The 24,155-nt window shown below is 63.5% G+C and carries 28 protein-coding genes; 8 read left to right on the top strand and 20 right to left on the bottom strand.

The features are described from left to right. Positions 1-57 precede the first annotated feature (57 nt). Positions 58-870, top strand: a complete 813-nt coding sequence (locus BLT16_RS11495) for an acyl-CoA thioesterase (RefSeq protein WP_089658661.1) — start codon at positions 58-60, stop codon at positions 868-870. Position 871: 1 nt separating this feature from the next. Here BLT16_RS11495 and BLT16_RS11490 read toward each other — a convergent pair whose 3' ends face one another. Both BLT16_RS11490 and BLT16_RS11485 read right to left on the bottom strand, forming a co-directional pair. Then, on the bottom strand, positions 872-1,615 hold the full coding sequence (locus BLT16_RS11490) for a sulfite exporter TauE/SafE family protein (protein WP_089658660.1): 744 nt from the start codon (positions 1,613-1,615) through the stop codon (positions 872-874). Between the two features lie 92 nt (positions 1,616-1,707). Continuing rightward, entirely contained in the window at positions 1,708-2,589 is an 882-nt protein-coding gene (locus BLT16_RS11485; protein WP_089658659.1) for a bifunctional nuclease domain-containing protein, read from the bottom strand. 167 nt (positions 2,590-2,756) lie between these two features. Here BLT16_RS11485 and BLT16_RS11480 point away from each other — a divergent pair, with 167 nt between their 5' ends. Further along, positions 2,757-3,485 (top strand): YebC/PmpR family DNA-binding transcriptional regulator, encoded by a 729-nt coding sequence (locus BLT16_RS11480; protein ID WP_089658658.1) that lies wholly within the window; start codon positions 2,757-2,759, stop codon positions 3,483-3,485. Positions 3,486-3,512: 27 nt separating this feature from the next. On the opposite strand, the gene BLT16_RS11475 is transcribed toward BLT16_RS11480, so the two are convergent. The 14 genes from BLT16_RS11475 to BLT16_RS20835 all read right to left on the bottom strand — a co-directional run bounded on the left by BLT16_RS11475 (position 3,513) and on the right by BLT16_RS20835 (position 17,111). Then, complete coding sequence (locus BLT16_RS11475; RefSeq protein WP_089658657.1) at positions 3,513-4,700, bottom strand: M24 family metallopeptidase; 1,188 nt, start codon at positions 4,698-4,700, stop codon at positions 3,513-3,515. 37 nt (positions 4,701-4,737) lie between these two features. Continuing rightward, entirely contained in the window at positions 4,738-5,580 is an 843-nt protein-coding gene (locus BLT16_RS11470; RefSeq protein ID WP_089658656.1) for an alpha/beta hydrolase, read from the bottom strand. Further along, positions 5,580-6,161, bottom strand: coding sequence for a rhomboid family intramembrane serine protease (locus tag BLT16_RS11465; RefSeq protein ID WP_089658655.1), 582 nt, complete (start codon positions 6,159-6,161; stop codon positions 5,580-5,582). Before BLT16_RS11465 ends, BLT16_RS11470 begins: the two co-directional genes overlap by 1 nt. 64 nt (positions 6,162-6,225) lie before the next feature. Continuing rightward, positions 6,226-6,417, bottom strand: coding sequence for a tautomerase family protein (locus BLT16_RS11460; RefSeq protein ID WP_089658654.1), 192 nt, complete (start codon positions 6,415-6,417; stop codon positions 6,226-6,228). A 65-nt stretch (positions 6,418-6,482) separates the two neighbouring features. Then, entirely contained in the window at positions 6,483-7,220 is a 738-nt protein-coding gene (locus BLT16_RS11455) for a creatininase family protein (protein WP_089658653.1), read from the bottom strand. 246 nt (positions 7,221-7,466) lie between these two features. Beyond that, positions 7,467-9,410, bottom strand: a complete 1,944-nt coding sequence (locus BLT16_RS11450) for a methyl-accepting chemotaxis protein (protein WP_089658652.1) — start codon at positions 9,408-9,410, stop codon at positions 7,467-7,469. Positions 9,411-9,704: 294 nt separating this feature from the next. Then, complete coding sequence (locus tag BLT16_RS11445) at positions 9,705-10,565, bottom strand: PA4780 family RIO1-like protein kinase (protein WP_089658651.1); 861 nt, start codon at positions 10,563-10,565, stop codon at positions 9,705-9,707. A 17-nt stretch (positions 10,566-10,582) separates the two neighbouring features. Beyond that, positions 10,583-11,983 (bottom strand): ATP-dependent RNA helicase DbpA, encoded by a 1,401-nt coding sequence (gene dbpA, locus BLT16_RS11440; protein ID WP_245701614.1) that lies wholly within the window; start codon positions 11,981-11,983, stop codon positions 10,583-10,585. A 106-nt stretch (positions 11,984-12,089) separates the two neighbouring features. Then, positions 12,090-12,752 (bottom strand): aspartate/glutamate racemase family protein, encoded by a 663-nt coding sequence (locus tag BLT16_RS11435; RefSeq protein WP_089658649.1) that lies wholly within the window; start codon positions 12,750-12,752, stop codon positions 12,090-12,092. 18 nt (positions 12,753-12,770) lie between these two features. Continuing rightward, the gene (locus BLT16_RS11430; RefSeq protein ID WP_089658648.1) at positions 12,771-14,057 is read right to left on the bottom strand and encodes a TRAP transporter large permease; all 1,287 of its coding nucleotides are present in this window, start codon (positions 14,055-14,057) and stop codon (positions 12,771-12,773) included. Further along, a complete protein-coding gene (locus BLT16_RS11425) occupies positions 14,057-14,569 on the bottom strand; it encodes a TRAP transporter small permease (RefSeq protein ID WP_089658647.1) in 513 nt (170 codons plus the stop codon). Before BLT16_RS11425 ends, BLT16_RS11430 begins: the two co-directional genes overlap by 1 nt. A gap of 10 nt (positions 14,570-14,579) precedes the next feature. Next, on the bottom strand, positions 14,580-15,590 hold the full coding sequence (locus BLT16_RS11420; RefSeq protein WP_089658646.1) for a TRAP transporter substrate-binding protein: 1,011 nt from the start codon (positions 15,588-15,590) through the stop codon (positions 14,580-14,582). Between the two features lie 211 nt (positions 15,591-15,801). After that, positions 15,802-16,650 carry a MurR/RpiR family transcriptional regulator gene (locus BLT16_RS11415; protein WP_089658645.1) on the bottom strand — a complete coding sequence of 283 codons (849 nt, stop codon included), beginning with the start codon at positions 16,648-16,650 and terminating at the stop codon, positions 15,802-15,804. Between the two features lie 119 nt (positions 16,651-16,769). Next, entirely contained in the window at positions 16,770-17,111 is a 342-nt protein-coding gene (locus BLT16_RS20835; protein ID WP_176817224.1) for a hypothetical protein, read from the bottom strand. Positions 17,112-17,224: 113 nt separating this feature from the next. Here BLT16_RS20835 and BLT16_RS21115 point away from each other — a divergent pair, with 113 nt between their 5' ends. After that, a complete protein-coding gene (locus BLT16_RS21115; RefSeq protein ID WP_281243307.1) occupies positions 17,225-17,350 on the top strand; it encodes a hypothetical protein in 126 nt (41 codons plus the stop codon). 113 nt (positions 17,351-17,463) lie between these two features. Further along, on the top strand, positions 17,464-17,775 hold the full coding sequence (locus BLT16_RS11405; protein ID WP_089658643.1) for a hypothetical protein: 312 nt from the start codon (positions 17,464-17,466) through the stop codon (positions 17,773-17,775). 74 nt (positions 17,776-17,849) lie between these two features. Here BLT16_RS11405 and BLT16_RS11400 read toward each other — a convergent pair whose 3' ends face one another. Next, positions 17,850-18,455 carry a transglycosylase SLT domain-containing protein gene (locus tag BLT16_RS11400; RefSeq protein ID WP_340148258.1) on the bottom strand — a complete coding sequence of 202 codons (606 nt, stop codon included), beginning with the start codon at positions 18,453-18,455 and terminating at the stop codon, positions 17,850-17,852. A 251-nt stretch (positions 18,456-18,706) separates the two neighbouring features. Here BLT16_RS11400 and BLT16_RS11395 point away from each other — a divergent pair, with 251 nt between their 5' ends. The 3 genes from BLT16_RS11395 to BLT16_RS11385 all read left to right on the top strand — a co-directional run bounded on the left by BLT16_RS11395 (position 18,707) and on the right by BLT16_RS11385 (position 21,458). Further along, positions 18,707-20,500 (top strand): 7TM diverse intracellular signaling domain-containing protein, encoded by a 1,794-nt coding sequence (locus BLT16_RS11395; RefSeq protein WP_089658642.1) that lies wholly within the window; start codon positions 18,707-18,709, stop codon positions 20,498-20,500. A 90-nt stretch (positions 20,501-20,590) separates the two neighbouring features. Continuing rightward, positions 20,591-20,860: a hypothetical protein gene (locus tag BLT16_RS11390; protein ID WP_089658641.1), complete on the top strand. Its 270-nt coding sequence runs from the start codon at positions 20,591-20,593 to the stop codon at positions 20,858-20,860. 205 nt (positions 20,861-21,065) lie between these two features. Continuing rightward, a complete protein-coding gene (locus tag BLT16_RS11385) occupies positions 21,066-21,458 on the top strand; it encodes a septal ring lytic transglycosylase RlpA family protein (RefSeq protein WP_176817223.1) in 393 nt (130 codons plus the stop codon). 90 nt (positions 21,459-21,548) lie between these two features. On the opposite strand, the gene yghU is transcribed toward BLT16_RS11385, so the two are convergent. After that, positions 21,549-22,424 carry a glutathione-dependent disulfide-bond oxidoreductase gene (gene yghU, locus BLT16_RS11380; protein ID WP_089658640.1) on the bottom strand — a complete coding sequence of 292 codons (876 nt, stop codon included), beginning with the start codon at positions 22,422-22,424 and terminating at the stop codon, positions 21,549-21,551. Between the two features lie 289 nt (positions 22,425-22,713). Between yghU and BLT16_RS11375 the strand changes: the two genes are divergently transcribed. Beyond that, positions 22,714-22,920, top strand: coding sequence for a cold-shock protein (locus BLT16_RS11375; RefSeq protein ID WP_089658639.1), 207 nt, complete (start codon positions 22,714-22,716; stop codon positions 22,918-22,920). Positions 22,921-22,972: 52 nt separating this feature from the next. Here BLT16_RS11375 and BLT16_RS11370 read toward each other — a convergent pair whose 3' ends face one another. Both BLT16_RS11370 and BLT16_RS11365 read right to left on the bottom strand, forming a co-directional pair. After that, a complete protein-coding gene (locus BLT16_RS11370; RefSeq protein ID WP_089658638.1) occupies positions 22,973-23,422 on the bottom strand; it encodes a hypothetical protein in 450 nt (149 codons plus the stop codon). A gap of 249 nt (positions 23,423-23,671) precedes the next feature. Next, positions 23,672-23,824 carry a metallothionein gene (locus BLT16_RS11365; RefSeq protein ID WP_089658637.1) on the bottom strand — a complete coding sequence of 51 codons (153 nt, stop codon included), beginning with the start codon at positions 23,822-23,824 and terminating at the stop codon, positions 23,672-23,674. Positions 23,825-24,155: the final 331 nt, after the last annotated feature.

Below are 24,155 nucleotides of genomic sequence, written 5' to 3'. Positions count from 1 at the left end.
GTATGAGCGCCACCCTCGGCCGCTCATTTCGCCCCGATCCACCCTGAGGAGTCTGACATGTCCCGCGCTCTGGATGACCTGGTTGCCCTGCTAGGCCTGGAAATGATCGAGGAAAACCTGTTCCGAGGCCACAGCCAGGACCTCGGTTTTCCCCAGCTGTTTGGCGGCCAGGTCCTTGGCCAGGCACTGTCGGCGGCCAGCCAGACCGTCGACCCGGCGCGCCGGGTGCACTCCCAGCACGGCTACTTCCTGCGTCCCGGCGATCCCAAGCGCCCGGTGGTCTATCAGGTCGACGCGGTGCGCGATGGTGGCAGTTTCACCACCCGTCGCGTCACCGCCATCCAGCGCGGCAAGCCGATCTTCTTCTGCAGTGCCTCTTTCCACGGCGAGGAGCAGGGCCACGCCCACCAGCGCGAGATGCCTGCCCTCGACGATCCCGACACCCTGATCGCCAACGGCGCCAAGGTACTGAGCTTCGACGGCCATCCCATCGAATTCCTGCATCTCGACGATCGCTATCAGCCCGGCCAGTCGGCACACAAGCAGCTGTGGTTCCGGCTTGCCGGCGAGCTGCCTGACGACGCCGCGCTCAATCGCTATCTGCTCGCCTACAGCTCCGACTTCAACCTGCTGACCACCAGCCTGGTGCCGCAGGGTATCAAGTTCGGCGACCCGCGCCTGCAGATCGCCAGCCTCGACCATGCGCTGTGGTTCCATCAGGACGTCAGGGTCAACGACTGGCTGTTCTACGACATGGACAGCCCCTGGGCCGGCGGCGCGCGTGGCTTTGCCCGCGGCAGCATCTACGACCGCCACGGCCGGCTGGTGGCCTCCAGCGCCCAAGAAGGGCTGACCCGAGTCCGCGACTGACTTAGCCCGTGGCAATCAGGAAGAGCCCCTGCACCAGATAGAAAGCGCCGATGGCGGTGACGATCCAGCGCGTCCAGGCGCGGAAGTTGGCATCGGTAAGCCGTGCCAGGATGCGGTTACCGGCGTTGGTGCCGAGCATCGCAAAGGGCGCGGCGAGGAGGATGATGCCCCACTCGCCGGCGCTCAGGGCCAGCGCCGAACCGAGATAGAAGAGGATCTTGATGGCGTGGGAGACGACCTGGATCATCGCCTTGGTGGCAACGATCTGGCGGCGGTCCATGCGCGAACGCACGAAGAAGATATCGATCAGCGGCCCGGACACCCCGGCGGCGATGGTCAAGCCGCCGGAGACCACTCCGCAGGTCAGCGCATGGCTGGGCCGGCTGGCGTCGAGCTGGAACCAGTAGCGAGGCATCCACACCAGGATCGGCATCAGGCCGATAAGAATCGACACCGTCGCCGTATCCGGCGAGTAGCCTATCCACAGCAGCAGGCCCGCCGCGACCAGCACGCCAAGGGTCATCAGCACCACGACTCGCCAGACGATGAACTGCCTCGACAGCCAGGCCCGCGCGCCATTGGCAGTCATCTGGATCACCCCGTGGACGGCGATCGCCGTGGTGGCCGGAAACAGCAGCAGCAGGAACCACAGCAGCACCAGGCCGCCGGCCATGCCGAATACCCCCGACAGCATCGAGGTAAGAAATACCACGGCCACAAAGGCCGCGCCGACGAACAGCGACACGATGACTCCTGAGAACGACATGCGGCCGGCATAGGCCGGCCGCCAAGCGTCAACAGTTTATATTAGCGCGCTATGTTTCGCGACGCCGCGGTTTATAGCCGGATGCCCGGCTCCTCGTCGGGCTCCTGCGCCCCACGGCCTCGCGGCCGCGGCGTTGGCACGTCGGTGGAGAGGGCAATTTCCTGCACCTCACCCTCCTGCCAGTAGCGCAGCTGTGCGTCTTCATCGGCAGGGGTATCGCGTACCAGCTCGAGGAAGTTCATCGGCGACGACGGCACCTGATCGTTGACCGACAGCAGCAGCGCCCCCGGCGCCATGCCCGCCTCCTCGGCGGCACCGCTGACGTCGCTGACCAGCAAGCCATCATCGTCGGGCAGGCCAAGCGCGTCACGTAGATCCTGACTGACGCGAGTCACCGTGATACCCAGCGCTGCCACCACGCTATCCTCCAGCCCCTCATACTCGATTTGCCGCGCCGCTTCACGTACCTCGGGCGCCACATGGATGGTAGCACCGGCCTGCAGCGCCAGCGCCAGGGCGTCACTGGGGCGGCTGTCGATGCGTACTGGCTCGTCGCGGCCATCGATCTCCAGCTCGAGCATGCCGAGGAAGGTATTGTCCTGCAGCGCGTCGACGTAGACCCGTGCCAGGCGTGCCTCGAGGCCGTCGATCACGTCATTGAGCAATTCATGGGTCAGCGGCCGCCGCGGCCGATCACCGCGCAGTGCGCGCAGGATGGCCTCAGCCTCGTTGGGGCCGATGAAGATCGGAATCACGTCCTCGCCGCCGGGTTCACGCAGCAGCACCACCGGCGGCCCCATCGCCCCTGCTACCCCTACGGTGGCGATCTCCACCTCGATCATGTCATCGGGGTCGGCGGCGAGATCTCGGGCCACCGCCAGGCTGGCGGCGGCACTCAACATCACGCCCGTCAGCAGCGATGCCAACAAGCGTCGTGGTAGCAACCTCAACATGCAATCTCCTTGATGGCCCTCTCGGTCATCGTATAGGCCACATAAGGTGTGTTCGGGTTCAGAATGGCACTCATTGCCAGGGCCTGCCATGCGGCAAATAACCCTGTTCCCGCTGCGGCTTGTTGAGTAACATTCTGGCCGTATTGATGAGCAGACAGGACAACGATATGGGCAGGGCCTTTCAGAACCGCAAGGAATCCATGGCCAAGACGGCCGCCGCCAAGACCAAGGTCTACAGCAAGTATGGTCGTGAGATCTACGTGGTCGCCAAGCAGGGTGGCACCGATCCCGCCAGCAACCTGAGCCTGCGCGGCCTGATCGAGCGCGCCAAGAAGGACCAGGTGCCCTCTCACGTCATCGATAAGGCGCTGGACAAGGCCAGCGGCGCCGGCGGCGAGGACTTCTCACCGGCCCGCTACGAAGGCTTCGGACCGGGCAACTGCATGGTGATCGTCGACTGCCTGACCGACAATCCCAACCGTACCTTTGGCGACGTGCGCGCCTGCTTCACCAAGACCAAGTGCAAGATCGGCACCCCCGGCAGCGTCAGCCATATGTTCGACCACTGTGCGATTCTCGCCTACCGCGGTGAGGACGAAGAAGCCGCCCTGGAAGCGCTAATGGAGGCCGACGTCGACGTCAGCGACATCGAGAACGAGGATGGCCAGATCACCGTATTCGCCCCGCACACCGAGTATGCCAAGGCCAAGCAGGCGTTGATCGATGCCTTCGGCGAGCTCGATTTCGAGGTCGACGAGATCCAGTTCGTCCCTCAGACCACCACCCCGGTAGAGGGCGACGACGTGGCGATGTTCGAGAAATTTCTCGACATGCTCAACGACCTCGACGACGTGCAGAACGTCTTCCATAACGCCGAGCTGCCCGCCGAGGCCTAACCCTGACCCGCCTGCCTGACGTCTCGCTCAGACAGGCAGTTCGTGGAGCCGCCAGTCATTGTCGGTCAGTGCCACGCCGCCGCGCTCGGTGACCATCACGGTGTCGCTGAGACCGACGCCCCACTGCCCGGGCAGGCGCAGGCATAGCGGCAGGTGGAAGACCATCCCGACCTCGAACTGGCGCGCCTGCCCTCGGGCGATATAGCCGCTGCCCTCGACCCAGCTGGGCGGAAATTGCGCGCCCACCGCATAGCCAAACACCCCCGAGTGGAACAGCCGCGCCTGCCAGGGTGACAGCACCGCCTCGGCGGCCTGAGCCGCGGCATCGAAGGAGTCACCCGGCTGCATATGCCGGCACAGCACCTCGTACAGCTCATGGCACAGATCGGCGACGGCCTGCATCTCGGTGCTGGCGCGCCCGGCCACGGCGGTGCGCATCATCGGCGCGGTGTAGCGCTGATAGGCGGCGCCGAACTCGAGGAACACCGGATCCCCCGCCGCAATGACCCGGCGCTTGTGATTGACGTGAATCACCCCGATGCGCTCGCCGCTGGTGACGATCGGCTGCAGGCTCATGAACTCGCTACCCGCGGCCAGCAGCGCCCGGGCACCTTCGGCGGCCACCTCGTTGTCGGTCACTCCGGGACGGATCACCGCCATTGCCGCCTCGAGCCCGGCCGATGTGATCCGTGCGCTCTCCCTGAGACAGGCAAGCTCGGCGTCGCTCTTGACGATACGTACGCCGTCGAGCAGCGCGCCCGCCTCCTGGAATCGCGCGCTGCCGAGTCGCGCCGCCAGCGCCGCCATCACCCCATGCCGCAAGCCGGCATGCCAGCCATCGATGCCCACCGCTGCACAGGGCATCAACAGATCGCACAGCGGCGCGATGACCTCATCGGGATTTTCCCAGCGGTAGCCGAGGATCTCGTCGGCGCGGGCGGTCACCACCGCCGCCCCGGTCTCGATGGACGCCACCTGCAGCACCAGGCGCTCGGCGGTACACACCAGGCAAGCGTGCACCGAGACTTCGAAGGTGTGGTAACCGGTGAGGTAGTTGATATCGGCGGGGTCGGTGAGCAGCAGCGCATCGAGTTCCCAGTGCTGCATCGCGGCGCGCACCCTGCTCAGGCGCGCCTCATACTCGTCATCATTGAACGGCAGCTCGCTGAGCGCCTGCGTCTCGGCGAGGATCTGGCGATAGGCGGTGTAATCCATGGCGGTCTCCAGTCACTTATCACCAGAGTGTAGAAGCTCAGCGGGTAGCGGGCAGGTCGGCTTGTTCGGCCAGGAAGGCGTCGATGCCCGCCAGATAGTCGGCTTCGCTATCCACGAAGCCGGTGTTGTGACCACCGCGAATGGTCAGCAGCTGCTTGGGTGGGGACGCCGCCGCATAGACCGCTTCCCCCTCTGCATACGGAATCACCTCGTCGTCACGGCTGTGGACCACCAGTAGCGGCGCAGAAATCTGGGCCACATAGCGCTCCACCGGGTAGTCGATACGCGCCAGCCAGCGCGCCGGCAGGAACGGGTAGAGCCGCTGGGCCAGCTCCGGCACCGAGCGGAACGGCGACTCGAGAATCACCGCCGCGGGGGGCGCCTGCTGCTCCTCGAGACTCGCCGTCAGCTCGGCGGCCACCGCCGCACCCAGCGAGCGGCCGAACACCACGATCTCCTCGGCCGCCAGCCCGGCGTCGTCGCGCAGCCACTGCCAGGCGGCGCGAGCATCCAGCGCCGTACCGTCTTCGGAGGGCCGACCCTCGCTGCGACCGTAGCCGCGGTAATCGATGATCAGTACCGACAGCCCCAGGCGCTGGAATTGAGCGATGCTCTCCAGACGATGCGAGATATTGCCGGCGTTGCCGTGGAAGAACAGCAGGCTGCCGCGCGGTTCGGGGGCGGGGATCCACCAGGCATCGAGGGCCAGGTCGTCTTGGGTGGTCAGGGTCACCTCTTCCCACGCCAGACCGCGATCAGCCGGGGTGCTGACGTGCTCGCGACCGGCGTGGGGCAGGTACAGCAGGCGCTCCTGAAAAGCCCACATCAACACCACCACCAAGCCATATATCGCCGCCAGCGAGACCAGTACGCGTATCATCAGATCAGCTCATTGGGATAGGTCGAGGCCATCAGCCCGAGCATGAACGTTAACCCCCAGGCGCCGCCCCACAGATGGGCGCTGTGATTGACATTATCATCGGCATGGCGCTGCGCCCACAGCGAGTAGATCACATAGAGCGCGGCAAAGGCGATCGCCGGCACCGGCACCACGAACACGAACAGCAGCGACCACGGCCGCAGCAGAATATAGGCGAACAGCACCGCCGCCACCGCCCCGGACGCGCCCAGGCTCAAGTAACTGGCATCACGTCGATGGCGTAGATGGGTTGGCAGTATCGCAATCAGCAGTCCCGCGACATAGAACAGCACGAACCCCAGCACCCCGATATGCGGCACCAGCACCAGCTCCATCACCGTGCCAAACACGTAGAGGGTGACCATGTTGAAGGCCAGATGCGTGACATTGGCATGCAGCAGCCCGTGGCTGATCAAGCGCCACCACTGCCCCTGCGCCACGCCTGGCGGCCAGTAGATCAGCGCCCGCTTGAGCGCAGGCTGCATCCAGCCCAGCGCCGAGACGAGCACCGTAAGGGCGACCAGCGTGAGGGTCACATTCATGAGTCTGTTAGCAAGGTAAGCATGACCGCTGTGACCGTGGCCGCGCCATTAGGTGCCGCAGTGCTCAATTCGACGTGAGGTCGCAGCCCATCACTCCGCCCTTGGCCCAATCCTCGCTTTCGACTTCGCTGAAGAATACCTGTACCGACTCCGGCTTGGCCTCATATACCTCAACGAACGCCGCGGTAATGCGCTTGGCCAACTCGCGCTTCTGCTCCACATCGCGGGGGAACTGCTGAATGGTGACGATCGGCATGCTGTGTTCCTGATAGCGGTAAAGCGCCATGGTCCAATGAAAGCGGGGCACCTGGCAATGCGTGCTCAGCCGGCCAGGAACGCCCGATAGGCCTCCCAGGCATCCTCGACCCCGGTTTCCAGGAAGCGCTTGCCGTGCTCGACCTTGGCCAGTGAGGGATCGGATCCCATGCGGCCGTCGGGGAAGCGCCGGCGGAAGGTATCGGCATCGCAATCGGCGCTGCCCTTGGGCGCCAGACGTGGCGACATCGCCACCGACTTCTCAACGCCAGCGGCATACCACGACAGCGCCACCTCCGACGCCGTGGCGTGGTTGCCCTCGGCGTCGCCGTACAAGGAGGCTGCCAGTTCGCGGCCGCGTTGGCCGCTGAACCAGCTGTACAGCGACAGGTTCAGTGGCTGATCATCGCCGTCCAGACTGCGTTGGGTATAGACCTCGGCGAAGGCCGCCTTGATGGTGGCGATGTTGCCGCCGTGGCCGTTGAGGAAGAACACATGCGTGAACCCGTGGCGGGCCAGCGATACGATGGTGTCGCGCAGCACCGCGATCAGGGTGCTGGGGGCCAGACTCAGCGTGCCGGGAAAAGCCAGATGATGCTGGGCCATGCCGATGTTCTGGGTCGGCGCCACCAATACATCGTGGCGCTCCCCCAGGGCCCAGGCGATCGCTTCTGGGCAGATCGCATCGGTCCCCACCAGGCCGTTGGGACCATGCTGCTCGGTGGAGCCGATCGGCACGATGATGCCGGTGTGACGGGTCAGGTAGGCCTCGACCTCCTGCCAGGTGGCGTGCTGCAGTCGCATGGCGGCTCCTTGTCAAGGTTGGCAAGTTAATAACAGGGCAATGGCAGATAGGCAGTTCCGCTCGGACTGATCCGTCGACAGGTCTTCGAGGAGGCGCTGTAAACCCGTCCCTGGGCGCTACCTTGCGCCATCCATGGCGCAAACCTCCTCTTCGGCCTGTCCCCGGCGTCCTTCGCTCAGAGGCAACTGACATGGCCCTTAGTGATATTCCACCTTAGCAGCAAACCGCCGTCCGTCGCGCCTCCCTCAGTAGCTCGGCAGCGCCGCCTGGCCCTCCTCGACCTTGAAGCGCTGAATCAGCCGTGCCAGTTCGCGGGCCTGGTCCTTGAGCGACTGGCTCGAGGTCGAGGCCTGCTCGACCAGCGCCGCATTCTGCTGCGTCACCTCCTCGAGCTGGCTGACCGCCTGGTTGATCTGCTCGATCCCGGTGGACTGCTCGGTGGCCGCGGTGGCGATCTCGCCAACGAAACTGGTGACCTGCTTGACGCCGTCGGCGATGGCCAGCAGCTGCTGGCTGGCGTCGGCGACCAGCGCCTCGCCCTCGTCGACCTTCTCGACGCTGGTATTGACCACCTCGCGAATCTGATTGGCCTCATCGGCGCAGCGCCCGGCCAGTTGGCGCACTTCGGAGGCCACCACCGCGAAGCCGCGGCCGTGTTCGCCGGCACGCGCCGCCTCCACTGAGGCATTCAAGGCCAGCAGGTTGGTCTGGAAAGCGATCGCGTCGATGGCCTCGATGATGCTTACCACCCGCTGGTTGGCGTCCTTGATCGCCTGCATGGCGGCTGCCGCTTCGGTGCCCACGCCGCCGGCCTGGCGCGCCTTGTCGTCCAGTTCACGCGACAGTCGCTCGGCCTGGCCCGCAGAATCGGCGGTTTGGCGCACGGTGGCGGTCATCTGTTCGATGCTGGTGGCGGTCTCGACCAGCGACGAGGACTGCTCCTCGGTGCGGCTGGCCAGGTCCTCGTTGCCCTGGGCAATCTCGCCACTGGCGGTACTCACCGACTCGGCGGTGCCCTTGATGTCGGCCATCATGCGCCGCAGATTGGTCTGCATCTCGTCGATATGCGCCAGCAGGCTGGTGGTATCACCGGCCTTGACCGGTACCCGCATGGTCAAGTCGCCATCGACCACGCGCCGCACCACGTCGCTGGCCTGCTGGGGGTCGCCGCCCAGGGTCTTGACCACTGAGCGCACCACCCCAAGGCTGAACAGCACCGCCACCACCACGATCACCGCGGTAATCGCTATCAGCAGCCAGAACACCCGGTTCACATCGGCCAGTGCCTCGCCCTCGGGCATCTCCACCACCAGCCCCCAATCGAGACGCGGCAGGTAGGTAAAGCTGCCGATCACCGGCGTGCCGGCCGCATCACGGTACTGACCAACGCCCGCCTCGCCCGCCGCTACCGCCTCGGCAGCGCGGGTGGTAAGCGTGCCCTCAGCGCCACCCAGTGCGGCGACCGGGGTCACCGGGGTGCCGTCGCTGGCTAGCAGGAAGGTGTCCGAGCTGCCGCCCCGCGACATCTCGGCCATGCGTTCGAACAGTACCCCCAGACGTACCGCGGCGCGCACCACCCCGACCACGTCGCCGCCGCCGTCATAGACCGGCACCACCACATTGCTGACCTGATTGCCGGTGGCCCGCGATACCAGCGGCTGCGAGAACACCATCTCGCCCTGAATGGCCTGCTGGAACCAGGCACGATCGGCGACATCGAACTCCGCGGCCACGCTCGGCGACATCACCTCGACGCCGTCATCGTAGCCGACCCCGGATACCCCCCGGCCATCCGCACCGACGAAGAAGATGGTGTCGTAGTAGCCGTCCTGGGCAGCGACCTGCGCCAGCAGGTGATCGATCTGCTCGACCTCGACCTGGCGCACCGGATCGAGTCCGGCGATATAGCGCATTTCGTCCTGACGGGCATCCAGCCATTGACTGAACGACTCCGTCATCATTTCACCGGTGCCCTGGAGCTGATTGAGCGTTGCCTGGGTATAGGACTGGCGATACTGGATATACACCAGGCTGGCGACCACGATCACCGACACCAGCACCAGTGACACGATCATCAATGTCAAACGGCTGCTGAATCCCAGTCGACGTGTTTTATTAGCCTGTACTTTATTATCTCCACCCTGATGGTCGTGATAACCGTCGGGAGACGGCGTCAGCATCTGATTCATGGCGTGGTTCCCCTGCGAGTCGGCGAGGCCCCAGCAGGCCTGGATTGACCGGGCTGCCGGGTGCGTTGTTATGACGTGGTGATGGTCTTGCCTGAACTATCGGCACACACTGCACAAACTTTAAGCCCACACCAGAGGCGTATTGGAAAGACTGTTAAAAGAATATGTTAGGGAAGGCGGCACGCGGCTTGATCAATCTAGCCGCATACCGTAAACAAGGGCCAACTTATATAAATCATTACTACTTTATTATACGTATTGGGACGGGAGTTTATTCGGCTGTTTAATAATCCGTTAGTTATCGTCACGCTGTTCATCGGCCAGCGCCGCCATGCGCTCGGCATGCGCTTCACGAGCGTCTTCGATGACATCCAGCAACTGATCGACGTCGACCTCGCGGGTATCGGGCGTGAAGCAGCCGGTCAGCGGCGTGTCCGGCTGCAGTTCGCCAGCAGCATACAGCGCCCAGATCTCCTTGCCGTAGTCGGTTTCCAGCAGCCTCGGCGCGAAGCGGCCGAAGTAACGGCGCATGTTGTCGACGTCACGCTCGAGCATGCTCGCGGCACTATTGTTGCCCGCCGCGTCCACTGCCTGGGGCAGGTCAATGATCACCGGCCCGTGGGCATCGACCAGCACGTTGAACTCCGACAGGTCGCCGTGCACCAGGCCGGCACACAGCATGCGCACCACGTCGCGCATCACCCGGGCGTGGTAGTCGAGGGCCAGTTCAGGGCTCAGCTCCACGTCATCGAGCCGCGGCGCGGCGTAGCCCTCGGCGTCTGCAATCATCTCCATCAGCAGCACGCCGTCGACGAAGCCATACGGCTGCGGCACGCGCACGTCTGCCGCGGCCAGCCGGTAGAGTGCATCCACTTCGGCGTTCAGCCAGGCCTGCTCCTGCTCCTGTTGGCCGTAGCGGGTCTTCTTGGCCATGGCGCGGGCACGCCGAGTGTTGCGCTCGCGGCGCCCCTCCTGATACTGCACCGCCTGCTTGAAACTGCGCTGCTTGGCCTCCTTGAAGACCTTGGCACAGCGCAAGGCGTCGCCGCAGCGCACCACGTAGACCTGGGCTTCCTTACCGCTCATCAGTTGGGTGACGACCTCATCGATCATCCCGTCCTCGACCAGCGGCTGTAGACGTTTAGGTATTTTCATGAGCCTAGTGTGACATATCAGCGGCGAATTCGGCGCACGCGAACGCGTCGCCCCTTGAGGGAATCGGCACTCAGCTTGGTCAGCGCCTGCTCGACCACCTCGCGGCTGACCGCCACGTAGGCGCTGCGCGCCAACACCTTGATCTTGCCGACCTGATCACCGGCGATGCCGCCCTCCCCGGTCAGGGCACCCAGAATATCACCGGGCCGCAGCTTCTGCTGCTTGCCGCTGCCGAGCTGCAGGGTGGCCATTGGCGGCATCAGCGGCTCATCTTCGAGCACGCTGCGCGGCGGCAGTGGCGCCTCGTGTAGCCGCTCGCCGAGAAATTCCGTGAGGCGTTCCAGGCGGTAGCTTTCCGCCTGGCTGACCAGCGTGCAGGCCACGCCGGAGCCACCAGCCCGGCCGGTGCGCCCGACCCGGTGGACGTGCACCTCGAGGTCGCGGGCAATCTGGTAGTTGAAGACCGCATCCAGCGCGTCGATATCGAGGCCGCGGGCAGCCACGTCGGTGGCGACCAGGATCGACGCACTGCGGTTGGCGAACAGCACCAGCAAGCGGTCGCGATCCGCCTGCTCGAGGTCACCGTGCAGCGCCAGGGCACTGAACCCGGCATCGCAGAGTGCCGCAGCCACCTCGTCGGTCTCGCGCTTGGTGTTGCAGAACACCACGCTGGTCGTGGGCCGCAGCGCCAGCAGCAGGCGCCGCAGGGCATCGAAGCGCGCCGCTTCGTCGGCGACGCGATAAACACGCTGGTCGATGCTGCCGGCGTCGTGGCTCGAGGCGATCTCGACCCGGGCCGGGTCATGCATCAACGCCTCGGCAACCGCCTTCACGGCATCGCTATAGGTAGCGCTGAACAGCCAGGTCTGGCGGCGTGGTGGGGTCTCGGCAATGATCGCCTCGAGCGTCGCCTGGAAGCCCATGTCGAGCATGCGATCGGCCTCGTCCAGCACCAGCGTCTCGAGCCCGCGCAGGTGCAACGAGCCCTTGCGCAGATGCTCCTCGACCCGCCCCGGGGTACCCACCACGATATGCGCGCCGTGGGCCAGCGAACTGAGCTGTGGCCCCAGCGCCGCGCCGCCGCACAGCGTCAGCACCTTGACGTTGGCCAGCAGCCGCGCCAGGCGGCGCAGCTCCTCGGCGACCTGGTCGGCCAGCTCGCGGGTCGGACACAGCACCAGCGCCTGGACGCGAAAGCTCGCCAGATCGAGCCGCGACAAGAGCCCCAGGCCAAAGGCCGCGGTCTTGCCCGAACCGGTCTGGGCCTGGGCGATCAGATCGCGCCCGGCCAGCATCGGCGGCAGGCCCTCGGCCTGCACCGGCGTCATGCGCTGATAGCCCAGCGCCTCGAGGTTGGCGAGCAGCTCGGGGGCCAGCGGCAGCGCGCTGAAATCAGCGTCGGCGGGAGCGTCGGACACGGCTTGGTACCTGCAGCGAGAAAGCGGGCGGCGAGAATACCAGAAAGCGCGCGACAGGTGCCGCCCAGCGGGGATATTTCTCCGCCACCAGCGCGGATACGCGAGGCTAGCCAGCGGCCCTCGCCGCCTGCAGCGAGTGCTGCAGCATCACCGCCGCTTGGGTCGGGTCGATCAGCGGCAGCGGCAGCGCCGGCGCCAGCCGTGGTGCCAGCCCCGCCAGCGGCCCGCCGGCAAGGATGATGCTGCGACAATCGCCCTGCTCGGCCACTTGCCGGCATAGCCTCTCCAGCGCCTCGGCGGTGGCGGCCTGGATCTCACCGGGGTCGTCCGGCAGCGGAATATCGACCGTATGAATACCGCTGAGCAGATGCTGCATCCGATAATCCTCGACCATCCAGCGCATCGAGGGCACGACCGCCGGGGCAAAGGACACAATGGCGAAGGGGCCGCCCAGCGCCGCAGCGGTAAGCAGTGAGGCGTGACCAATGCCCACCACCGGGCAGGGCATGAACGCGCGCAGTGCATCCGCGCCGGTGTCGCCGAAGGAGGCGACGATGACGCCGTCCAGCGGCGATTCGACGCCGCGCACGGTATTCACCACCGCCTGCTCGGCGCGCCGGGCATCGGCCTCATCGACGATCAGCGCCGGTGCGCCAGTCGCCTCGATGGCGAGTATTTCGTCGCCCGGGGCGGCGGCCTGCTGCGCCGCCGCGGCAATATGCCGCGTGACGCCGGACGACGAGTTGGGGTTGATGACCAGAAGTCGCATAGACCTATCCCTGTCCCTTTAAAGAATGACTGACGGCAACCACAGCGACAGCGCCGGGAAGACGTTGATCAGCGTCAGCACCACCAGCATCGCACCGAGGAACCACATCAGCGCCGGGATGATCGCGCCGATGCTGATCCGCGCTATCGAGCAGGTGACCAGCACGACCGACGCCACCGGCGGGGTCTGCTGGCCGATCCCCAGGTTGATGGTGACGATCAAGCCGAAGTGAACGCGATCGATGCCCAGCTGGTCGGCCAGCGGCAGAAAGATCGGCACCAGCATCAGGATCGCCGGGGTACCGTGAATGATGGTGCCGGCCAGCAGAAAGAAGACGTTGATCGCCAGCAGCACCACCCAATAGCTATCGGAGATGCCCAGGATCCCGGCAGCAATCTCCTGAGGAATGCCCTGGTTGGTCATGTACCAGCCCAGCAGCGTCGAGGTGGCGACGATGAACATCAGCATCGCGCTGCGCTTGCCGGCCACCCGCAGGGTGTCGAGCAGCGAGCGCAGCGTCAGCGACCGGTAGTAGAGCGTGGCCAGCAGGATCGCCCAGAGCGCCGCCACGGCCCCCGCCTCGGTGGGCGTGAAGATGCCGCCCAGGATGCCACCCAGGATCAGGATCGGCAGGGTAATCGGGATAATCGCTTCGCGGCCGGTACTGAGCACGTTCTTGACGTTGAACTTGCCCTCGATGGGGTAGCCCTTGCGCACCGAGATAAGATAAGCAGTAAACATCAGCGCAAAGCAGACCACGAACCCCGGAACGATCCCCGCCGCAAACAGCTGAGCGATGGAGGTATCCGAGACGTAGGCGTAGAGAATCAGGTTAAGACTCGGCGGCACGATGATCGCCATGGTCGCCGACGTAGCGGTGACCGCCGCGGCGAACGCCACGTCGTAACCGCGCTTCTTCATCTGCGGGATCATCACCGAGCCAATCGCCGCCGCATCCGAGGTGGCCGTGCCGGAGATTTCGGAGAAGAACAGCGACGTAAGGATATTGACGTGAGCCAGGCCGCCGCGGATATGCCCTACCAGGGAGCCTGCGAAGTTGATCAGGCGCTCGGCGATACGCCCCTGGTTCATCACCTCACCGGCGATCATGAACAGCAGCGCCGCCACCAGCAGATAGTTGTTGGCCCCGCCGAACGGCACCATGCCCATGATCTGCGGCATGACATTGGGGTCGAGCAGGATCATGACCATGGCGGTCACACCCAGCACAAAAGCGATCGGCATGCCGCTGAACAGGAAGATCACCAGCATCATTAGAATGAGATAGGCAGGATCCATGGGCATCAGTCGGTCTCCGGGTAGAGGTCGGTGGGATGAACTCTGCCGCTCACCAGGCCGAGTAGCCGCCAGGCTGAGATGACCGCGATCAGCGCAAAACCGACCGGCATGGCCCAGCGAAACAGTGCCAGAGGCAGGTCGATGGAGATCAGCGAGCGCCCATGAAAGCCCAGGCTGGCCAAGGTGCCGTAATAGAGAATGGCCACGGCAAAGGCCAGCATGAAGGCGTGATTGATGCTCAGCACAATGCGCTGCCACAGCATCGGCATCAGCCGCAACACGCTGTCAAAGCCGAGGTGTTCGTTGATTTTCGTCAGGTAGGCAGCACCGATGAAGGTGAGGACTGCCAGCAGGTTGGCCGGCAGCTCCTCTCCCCATGACACCGATGAGTTGAGCACGAAGCGTGAGAACACGGCGTAATTGAGCAGCACCAGCAGCAGCCCTGCGAGCAGGATCACTAGCGTATCCAGTAGCCGCAGCACCCAGCGGTCGACGAGCGTAAAGACGGACGGTGTCATGGCGATATCCTCAGCGTGCGTTCATGACATCGAGGGTGGTATCGATCATGTCCTGGCCGATGGCATCGACGAACACCGGGTCGTCATAGAGCGGCAATGCAGCCTCCTGGAAGGCCGTGAAGTCGATCTCGTTGATCTCCAGGTACTGCTCGAGCTCGGCCAGCACCGATTCATCGGCCTCATCGCCCCAGTCGAAGGTCCAGGCGGTCATCGCTTGGGCCACCCGTTCGAGCACCTCGAGGTCCTCATCCGCGAGGCGGTTGAGGAAGGGTTCGCCGAACACCAGGAAGGTCGGCAGATAGATGTGGTTGGACACCGACAGGTAGTCCTGCACCTCGTAGAGCCGCGCCGACTCGGCAACGTGGGCCGGGTTTTCCTGTCCATCGATCACGCCCTGGTCAAGGGCCGAGTAGACCTCGCCAAAGGCCAGCGGTGTGGCATTGGCACCCAGCGCATTGAACATCGCCACCCGCTGGCGACTGTTGGGAGTGCGGATGCGCAGACCGTCGAGATCCTCAGGGGCCACGATCGGGCGCTGATTGTTGGTGATCACCCGAAAGCCGTTATCCCACATCGCCAGCAGGCGCATGCCGGTGCCCTCGAAGCCCTCACGCAGCATGTCGCCGGCCTCGCTGTCGATGAAGTGGGCCACGTCTTCGCGATTTTCGAACAGGTAGGGCAGATCGAACACCGAGGTGCGGGCGTTGAACTGCGTCACCGCCGAGGCCGCCAGGGAAGCGTGATGCGTCCCCATCCCGAGTCCCTGAAGTACATCCTCTTCGGTACCCAGGGTGCCGCCCATGAACAGCCGGACATTGAAGCGACCGGGCGCCTCGTCTTCCAGGCGCTCGCTGAACTCCTCGAGAAAGGTGTGGGCGAAGGAGCCGGTGGGCAGGGTGTTGTTGATCTGGATCTCGATGGGGTCGGCAAAGGCCGCCGGTGCGGTGGCCAGCGCCGCCAGGGAGGTGGCAGCGACCAGCTGTTTAAGCGTAAAGCGGGGAGTACAGGCAAGTGTGGACATGGGGATGACCTCTTGTTGGTGTCGCACGTAGTAACCGAGCACCAAAAGAAATCCAATTTTCATGCCACCATATCAAGAAAATATTTTTTCACCTTTGCCGGCAGCAACATAGCGAAAAAATCGTCTTGCCCGCGGGGGAGCACATCGATCGACACAGGGAAAAATCTGCACACTCGACGAGCATTATCTACTCACGCTGCACCACAAATGGTCACTGCAACTCATCGAGGGCTTCATGGATGGCTTCGATGCCGGTCAGCCGCCGCCGCCCCTCGGCCCCGGACAGTTCAATCACCCGCGTGGCCAGAAAATGGCACAGCGCCAGCACCGCCACATGGTTGAACAGTGGGCCCGCCGCCGCAGTACGACATACCGCATGCCAACGCACCCGTTCGTTGCTGGGGGCGCTCTCGTCGGTGATGTACAACACCTCGGCACCACTACGCTCGAGCTGTGCCAGTACGGCATCCAGATCCGCCGTACGCCGCTTGAGGCCGAACAGGATCACGCAATCGTCGGGCGTGATGCTGACCAGGCTCTCGGCCAGGGTCTCACCGGCGCGCGGCAGCAGCGCGGTATGCTCGATCACCTGCAGGATCTGCCAATTAAGATACTCCGCGAACGGGTGACTGCTGCGAAAGCCCATCACCCACACCCGGCGGGCCGCGAGCATCGCGGCGGCTACTTCATCAAGCATCGCCTGGGACAGGTGCTGGCTGGCATGGTCGAGGTTCTTGACCGCCTGATGAATATGCCGATGCAGCAGGTCATCGCTGGCGGCCTGCGCATGCCCCTCAACCCGCAGGAGCGCCGCCCCCTCCTCGCGATTGTCGCGCACGTGCTGGCGCGCCTCCTCGAAGGAGCGATACCCCAGCTTCTTGATGAAGCGGGTAACGGTGGCATTGGACACGCCGGCCAGACCAGCCAGCTCGGTAGCCGTATAGCTGGCCAGCTCGCCGGGAAAGGTGAGGATAAACTCGGCCAGCCGGCGCTCGGAGGGGTGCAGGGTCGGCAACGCGGCCTTGACCAGGCTCACGAAGGAGGGGTTCTTGGCATTCATGCACTCGCCCCCAGGGCCAGCACGGCGTTCGGCATCATCGTCTAACGGGCTCCTCAAGCGTCGCTCGCCTGGCAGGTTACCATGGGCGCCGCTGGCGACGCAGACAGCTTGCGGCCGCGTCAGTCGTCGGGCAAGCGCTCGACACCATCGACCAGCAGAGTGACCACACCGTTCTCGACGCGCAGGGTCACCGCCTGTTCCGGCGTCACTTCACCATACGCCACGCCGTCCAGGCGCAGGCGACCACCGCTCACCTCCAGCTGGTGACCGTTGACCGTGACCGAGGCATTCTGGCCACTGACCGTACTCTGTGCCCGTGAGCTACCGCCCGTGGATGAACTACTGCTGACCACTGCACTACTGGTGCCGCTGACGGATGCCTCGCCTTCCCCTGCCATTGATATCGCCGGCCAGACCATCGCCAACGGCAACAACCACACCATCCATTGAGTACACCTCATGATGCACGCTCCGTGGCTAACCACATTTTTCTTAGTCTGACACACAATACCATGCTGCAATGCAGCAAAAACCCGACTAGAGTAAGAGTGTCACCCTCAGGAGGGTCAACGCCATGCAGCTTACCGCGACTACCAACCACCCGACAGATCTCGATGTCTTCGAACACTGGCTCAGCCAGGCACTGTGCCTGCATGCTGCTGCCCAAGCCTTGAGCGAATATCTCGACACCTGCCGCTAGCTACTTGGGCCTGTTTCAGGACCGTAAGCCTGCTATGATAGCCGGGCAACATCGTCAAGCACGGAGTAGACACCACGATCGATCATTCTTTCCAAGCCCTACCGGAGGTTCTCATGAAGGTCTATAAACCTGAGTGGCACTGCACGTTTAGCGTAAACGAGAGCGCAGAGGAATCCGCCAGCTGGAAAGAGCGCATCGCCTGGTTCATGCGAGATGTCGCAGACAGGCTGGACGGGAGCGGAAGAACGATCAAGATTGACTGCGACGTCACCCCCAAGGTGAGCCGTCAGGACGTGGATAGCTGCCTCGGCAAGGGCTTTGAAGTCACTCAGAGCTTGTTAATGCAACTCGCCCACCAGGCCGCATGCGAAGACGTCATGCGCGACGCCAAGGCCGAGCTGTACGAGGAAGACGTCCAGCACTGACCTCAGTCAATATCCGATGTAACGCGGTGACATCACCCCACGCTGCCTTCAGCGTGGGGTGTTTTGGTTGGGCATCACGCCCGGCAAAACGGGCCCACCTGATAGAAGCGCCGACAGCGAAATTCCGCCTCGCAGCTGGCCAGCTGCGCCTGGTAGCGACCGGCGCGCGAACTGACCTGACTGGCTGCCCGCAGTACCTGCGGCTTGCCGCGGTGGCTGCCGCGCTGGTAGCCACCCACTCCCTCGTGATAGGCAAAGTAGAGGTGTTCCGGGTTGTTCAAGGAGACCCCGGCCTGGCGGTGCGTGCGAGCGTTGTACCAGCCGATGAAATCGGTCGCATGCTTCATGTGTGAGCGCCTTGCCAGGGTACTGCCGGCCTGCTCGCGATACTCTCCCCATACCGGATCCTGGGCCTGGGCATAGCCGCGCGCCGAGGAGGGGCGACTGCCGGGAATGAAGCCGAGTATGCGATTGCGCGGGGGGCGTACATGACTACGAAACGATGACTCCTGCTGAATAAACGCCATCTGGGTGGCAATCGGCGTGCCCCACTGCTGTTGCGACTCGCGGGCATAGTCATACCAGCGCGGCTGCTCACGGAATATTTCACAGATATTGCTCTGATCCTGGGGCGGTGAAGGCGCCATCATCGCGCAACCGCTTGCCAGCATCATCAACATGACGCTCCCTAACTGCCGCATCCAGCGTCGAGCCCTTGCCCCGCGCATCTTACCGCCGCCACTGCCGATCATGCTGATCCTCACCTCTCTGGTCCGCGCCCGCTCGCTTCCTGCACAAAGAGCATACCTCTCACCCAGGCCCCAGGGGTAATGCAAGAAGCTGTGTCTTTCAGCAAAAAGTGCTAAAGATAGTTCATCCGGGACCGTTAACCCTTATATGTTGCGTGCCCCCATCGCGAGACTGTTTATTGATGCCCGCTGAGCGCTATCGATTGACCCCGCGCCTGTTCGTCGGCGTTCTGCTGTCGCTCTGCTGGCTTAGCCAAGCGGCGTTGGCCGACCACCCGACGCTGGCTCTCAGCAGTGAGCAGGAGCGCTACTCCCTCGACCCCTACACCGCCTACGTGGCCGACCCGCACCGCACTCTGACACTCGAGGCGCTGCTTTCCGACCCCATCGTCTTCACTCCCGCGCAGCAGCGCAGCGACCTCCACCTCGGCTACACCCCGGCTCCCATGTGGCTGCGCGCCGAGCTGCGCAACGCCAGCGACCTGCCGCAGCAGTGGATTGTGCAGTTCGAGTACCCCTTCCTCGACTATGTACGCCTGCATGTCGTGCGCGACCAGGACACGCAAGTGTTAGAGAGCGGCAGCGCGGTACCCGTGAGTCAACGCGCGCTCCCCCACCGGCAGGCGGTCTTCCCGCTGCCCCTGGCCCCCGGGGAGACGGTCATCCTGCTGACCCGGATCGAGGCCCACGGCAGCAAAATGCTCAGTGCCAACGTGCTGCAGCCCGAGCGCTTCTACGCCAGCAACGACCGTCAGAATTTCTGGCTGGCGACCTACTTCGGCATGCTGTTGGCGCTAGGCGTCTACAACTTGCTGCTGTTCTTCGGCCTCAGGGAGCGCGTCTTCCTGCACTACGCACTGTTTGTGTTCGGTTTTACTCTGGCGATTCTCACCTTCAACGGCACCGGCACGCTGATCTTCTGGAGTGGGCTGGGAGAGCACAGCGGCCGCCTGGTCACACTGGGTTTCACCCTGGCCTCGGCGATGGCCACGCTATTTGCGCAGAGTTTCCTGGACACCGCCACCTACAGCCCTCGCTGGCACCGTATGCTCGGCCTATTCCGCCTATGGTGCTGGCTGGCCGTGGCCATGGCGCTGATACTGCCTATGCAGGCTGCGTTACAAGTCATGGACGTGACAGGCTTCAGCGCCGCTCTGCTGCTGCTAGCCTGCGCCGTCAGCAGCAGCCTACGCCATGTTCCCGGCGCACGACTCTTCACGCTGGCCTGGTCGATCCTGCTGCTTGGCGCCTCGGTATTCGCACTGCGCAACCTGGGTATCCTGCCGTCCAACTTCATTACCCTGCACGGCATCCAGATCGGCTCGGCGCTGGAGATGTTGCTGCTCTCCTTCGCCTTAGCGGCGCGCTTCAACAAGCTGAAGCGGCAGAAAGAGCAGGCCCAGGCCGAGATGCTCACCTCACTCAAGCGTCACGAAGCAGCACTCGAACAGAAGGTAGCCGAGCGCACCGCCAAACTCGAAGCCATGGCCTCCAGCGATATGCTTACCGGCCTATTGAACCGCATTGGCTTGGCACGCTCTGCATCATCGGCGCTGCAGCGCAGCCGTCGGACGCAGCAGCCTGCGGCACTATTGATGCTCGACCTGGACGACTTCAAGCCGATCAATGACCGCTTCGGTCATGCCGCCGGTGACCTGGTGCTGCAGCAGGTGGCCCGCCGTATCACCGAACAGGCCAGGGCCGGTGACCACTGCGCACGCTTTGGCGGCGACGAGTTCATTGTCCTGGTCGAGAATTGCGGCACTGAGCAGGATGTGGCCGAGATACGCCAGCGTCTATTGGAGACGATTACCGCCCCCATCGACCTGCCCAGCGGTCACCGCGTCAGCGTCGGCGTGAGCATCGGCAGCAGCCGATACACCGGCGGCCCGCCCGACTTCGAGGAGCTGCTGCGCCAGGCCGACAGCGCCATGTATCGGACCAAGGGACAGACCGGCGAACGCTTCCGGGAGTAGCGCCGGTCTCTTCGTCTGCCGGATCTACTGAAACCGAATGTTACACACTATAGTGAGAATTGAGAGCATTGCCCCAGGAGTGACCTGCACATGGGTATCTCAGAAGTCTCTTGCCATCTGCAAGCCGAACCGGCAGTCACCGACTGCCAACTGCTAGATGCTACACAACTGGCGATCGACGCCACGCTCGGCCGGCGTCTGGCCAACGCCAAGGCGCGTCTTGATCGCCTCGAACAGCAGCCCCATTCGCGAGACGACACCGCTCTGGCCAGCGCACGGGTCGAGTTCTCCCTGGCTTCGCGTGCCTTGGCCGACGACTTGCTGGCCCATGGCCTGATTGCCCAGGAGCACACTGGCTGAGCCTTTCTCCACCTGGCATCAAGGACTTATCTCGCACTTGCAGCATTTTTAGCGTCACGCATGATCATCGCCATTTTGCTGCCATCATCGTCGATCTTCAGGATAGGTTGTCAGGCCAGTCCGAGGAGGTTACTATCCACTGGCCCTATGGCCCCTCATCACATCGATGGACACACGGCCAACACGAGAACCGTGAGGTATCATCATGGGACGCCTATCCCGATTACTGCTCATCTGCGGCTTGGCAGCCATGCTGGCCGCCGGCCATGCCTACGCGCATTCGCCCGAGCCAGCTGCCGACGCCGAGCTAGGCATCGCTTCCTATTACAGCGACCGCTTCCAGGGTGCCACCACTGCCAGCGGTGAGCCATTCGATCAGCAGGCACTGACCGCCGCGCACCCCACGCTGCCGCTTGGCACCACCGTCGTGGTCACCCGCCCCGACACCGGCAAGGAAGTGGAAGTACTGATCAACGACCGTGGCCCCTTCATCGACGGTCGCATCATCGACCTCTCAAAACGCGCCGCCAGGAAGCTCGACATGCTCCACCGTGGCGTAGCGCGAGTCGAAGTCACGCCGATCGCCACCCCGAATTGACCTGGGGCCCTCGGGCCGCTCTGGATAACGCAGCGCGCCCGCCAACCTGTCCAGGTGACGGGCGCGTCGCATTGAGGCCTTAAAGCGAGCCTAAACGCTGGACGTCAGCTTATCTTGGGTCTTGTGCTTGAAGTCGCTGGCGTCGTGACGCTCATGGAGCTGCATATCGGGATCGCCGAAGGTGCGATTGACCATGCGTCCGCGCTGTACCGCCGGACGTGCATCGATCTCCCTCGCCCAACGCTGCACGTGCTGGTAGTCCTGCACCTGCAGAAACTCGCCAGCATCATATAGCCGCCCCAGCGCGAGCTGCCCGTACCATGGCCAGTTGGCGATATCGGCGATGGTGTAGGTGTCGCCGGCCAGGTAAGGCACCTCGGCAAGGCGCCGGTCCAGCACATCGAGCTGCCGCTTGACCTCCATCGTGAAACGGTCGATGGGGTACTCCAGCTTCTCTGGCGCATAAGCGTAGAAGTGGCCGAAACCGCCACCCAGATAGGGGGCACTCCCCATCTGCCAGAACAGCCAGTTCAGCGCCTCGGTGCGCTTGGCCGGATCCCTGGGCAGGAAGTCGCCGAAGCGCTCTGCCAGATAGAACAGAATCGAGCCGGACTCGAATACCCGAGTCGGCTTGGGCGTGCTGTAATCCACCAGAGCGGGGATCTTCGAATTGGGGTTGATCTCGACGAAACCGCTACCGAACTGGTCGCCGTCACCGATCTTGATCAGCCAGGCATCATACTCGGCCTGGGTGTGCCCCAGCGCCAACAGCTCCTCGAGCAGCACCGTGACCTTGACGCCGTTGGGGGTGGCCAGCGAATAGAGTTGCAGGGGGTGAGCGCCCACCGGCAGCGACTGCTCGTGGGTCGGCCCGGCAATTGGGCGGTTGATGCTGGCAAAGGTGCCGCCGCTGGCTTTCTCCCAGGTCCAGACCCTGGGCGGTACGTATTCGGTTTCCTGGCTCATGCTGACTCCTTAACGAGTAATGTCGTCGTGTCTGCGACAATCGATAGCCTGTTAAGGTTTCAGCCACGAAGCCAGCCCTCCCACAGAGGTGCCGAAAGAGAAAATGGCGAAAGCCTTTGACCCGGGCCGCCAAGCATGACACGGTAGACGCAGTTGGTTGGCAAGTAAGCACGGTTTCAGAAGCATTCGAATTCTTTCGGCAGTCTGTAATTGCATTTCTTGTTTTACCCGCTATCCATCTGGGTGACACCAGAAATATTGCAATGCGCTAAGCGCGGAAGGATTTATTATGTCGACTGGTACAGTTAAGTGGTTCAACGATGCAAAGGGTTTTGGCTTTATCGCGCCGTCTGACGGCGGTGATGACGTCTTTGCTCACTTCTCCGAGATCCAAGCCGAAGGCTTCAAGTCCCTGCAGGAAGGTCAAAGCGTCTCCTTCGACGTGACCCAGGGCAAGAAAGGCCTTCAGGCGTCGAACATTAAAGCCATCGCATGATCTAACGATCCTGTGAATGCTCGGACCTAACCGGTTCGATAACAGGGCTCGCCTAGGCGAGCCCTGTTGCATTACGTCTATACGCTCGACGCCGCAAGTACGCAAGATGCAGAAACGGTACCAGCAGCGGGCTGGCCAGACTGCCTGTGGCGACGATGACAACACCCTCGGGCGCCTCCCAGCCGGTCATCGGCAGACCAAGTAGTAGCAGTGAAACGCTCGCCAACCCCGCACCCAGGCAAGCGGCCCGCCACCACCACCACAGCCCTTTCAACCCCGGCCCGCGATGTCGAAGATAAGTGATCGCCACCGCCCATAGGCCAACCATCCCCACGTTGCCCAGCAGCACGAAGTGCATGATCAGCAGCGCTTCTAGGTCCCATGGGAAGCCTACGGTGGACAACAAGGCCATGCTGAAGAACATGCAGATCGCGGTCGTCGGTAACGCCAGAAAAAGCAGCTCGGCAGCAATCAGACTACGCTGGATGACCTCCCGACTCATGGGGCTCCTGACATAAACTTCCGTACAGAGCCCCATCATATACCTTCCACCGGGCTACCCCAATGAAGCGATACTCGCTTGCATCGTAAGCATTGCCTGCGGCTAAGGGATGTGGCTACCGAGGAAATTCAAGCGGGTCAGCTGAAGGAGAACGGCAGTGCTGAACAGGGGGCTGGGCAAAGCAAGCAGCGCCTGCCAGCGTGTCGCTGTCGGGCGCTGCCTGTGGTGGGCGGCAGATAGCGTCAGACATTACCCACACTTGCAGTCATGGCCGCAGTCGACTGAACCATCGGCATGACCGGTGGCACAGGACTGGGAGCAGTACAGCTTGCCATCCTTCTCGATTGAGCTGCGATCAACTGCACACTTGCACTTGGGGCATGCACATTCTTGCTGAGACATAGTGGACCTCCTCGTTTGCCTGTGCTGACAAGATAGTCCCAGACTGCCGTGTTATGTAATTGCGTTGAGGGCCTTGGCCAAGTCCAGCGGCAAGATTCATTGACACGCCTTATGATCGCCCCAGCCATAAGCGCTTGATTTATCTGACGCATCTTACCGCACCATGTCGCCAAGCAGCTCGAGCTCGGCGTCGTGTCGGGACACCAGCAGCGGCTCACCGCGGACGTTTCAGATGGTCACCGGGCGCGTCTGACGGGGCAGCGCCTTTGGCAGCGTGCTGGGGCGCTCCGAGCTGCTGCATCTAAGCGAAACGATTTGCTCGGTCATTCAC

The sequence above is a fragment of the Franzmannia pantelleriensis genome (assembly GCF_900102875.1).
Classification (GTDB): Bacteria; Pseudomonadota; Gammaproteobacteria; order Pseudomonadales; family Halomonadaceae; genus Franzmannia; species Franzmannia pantelleriensis.
This window is presented reverse-complemented; position numbering and strand designations above follow the sequence as displayed.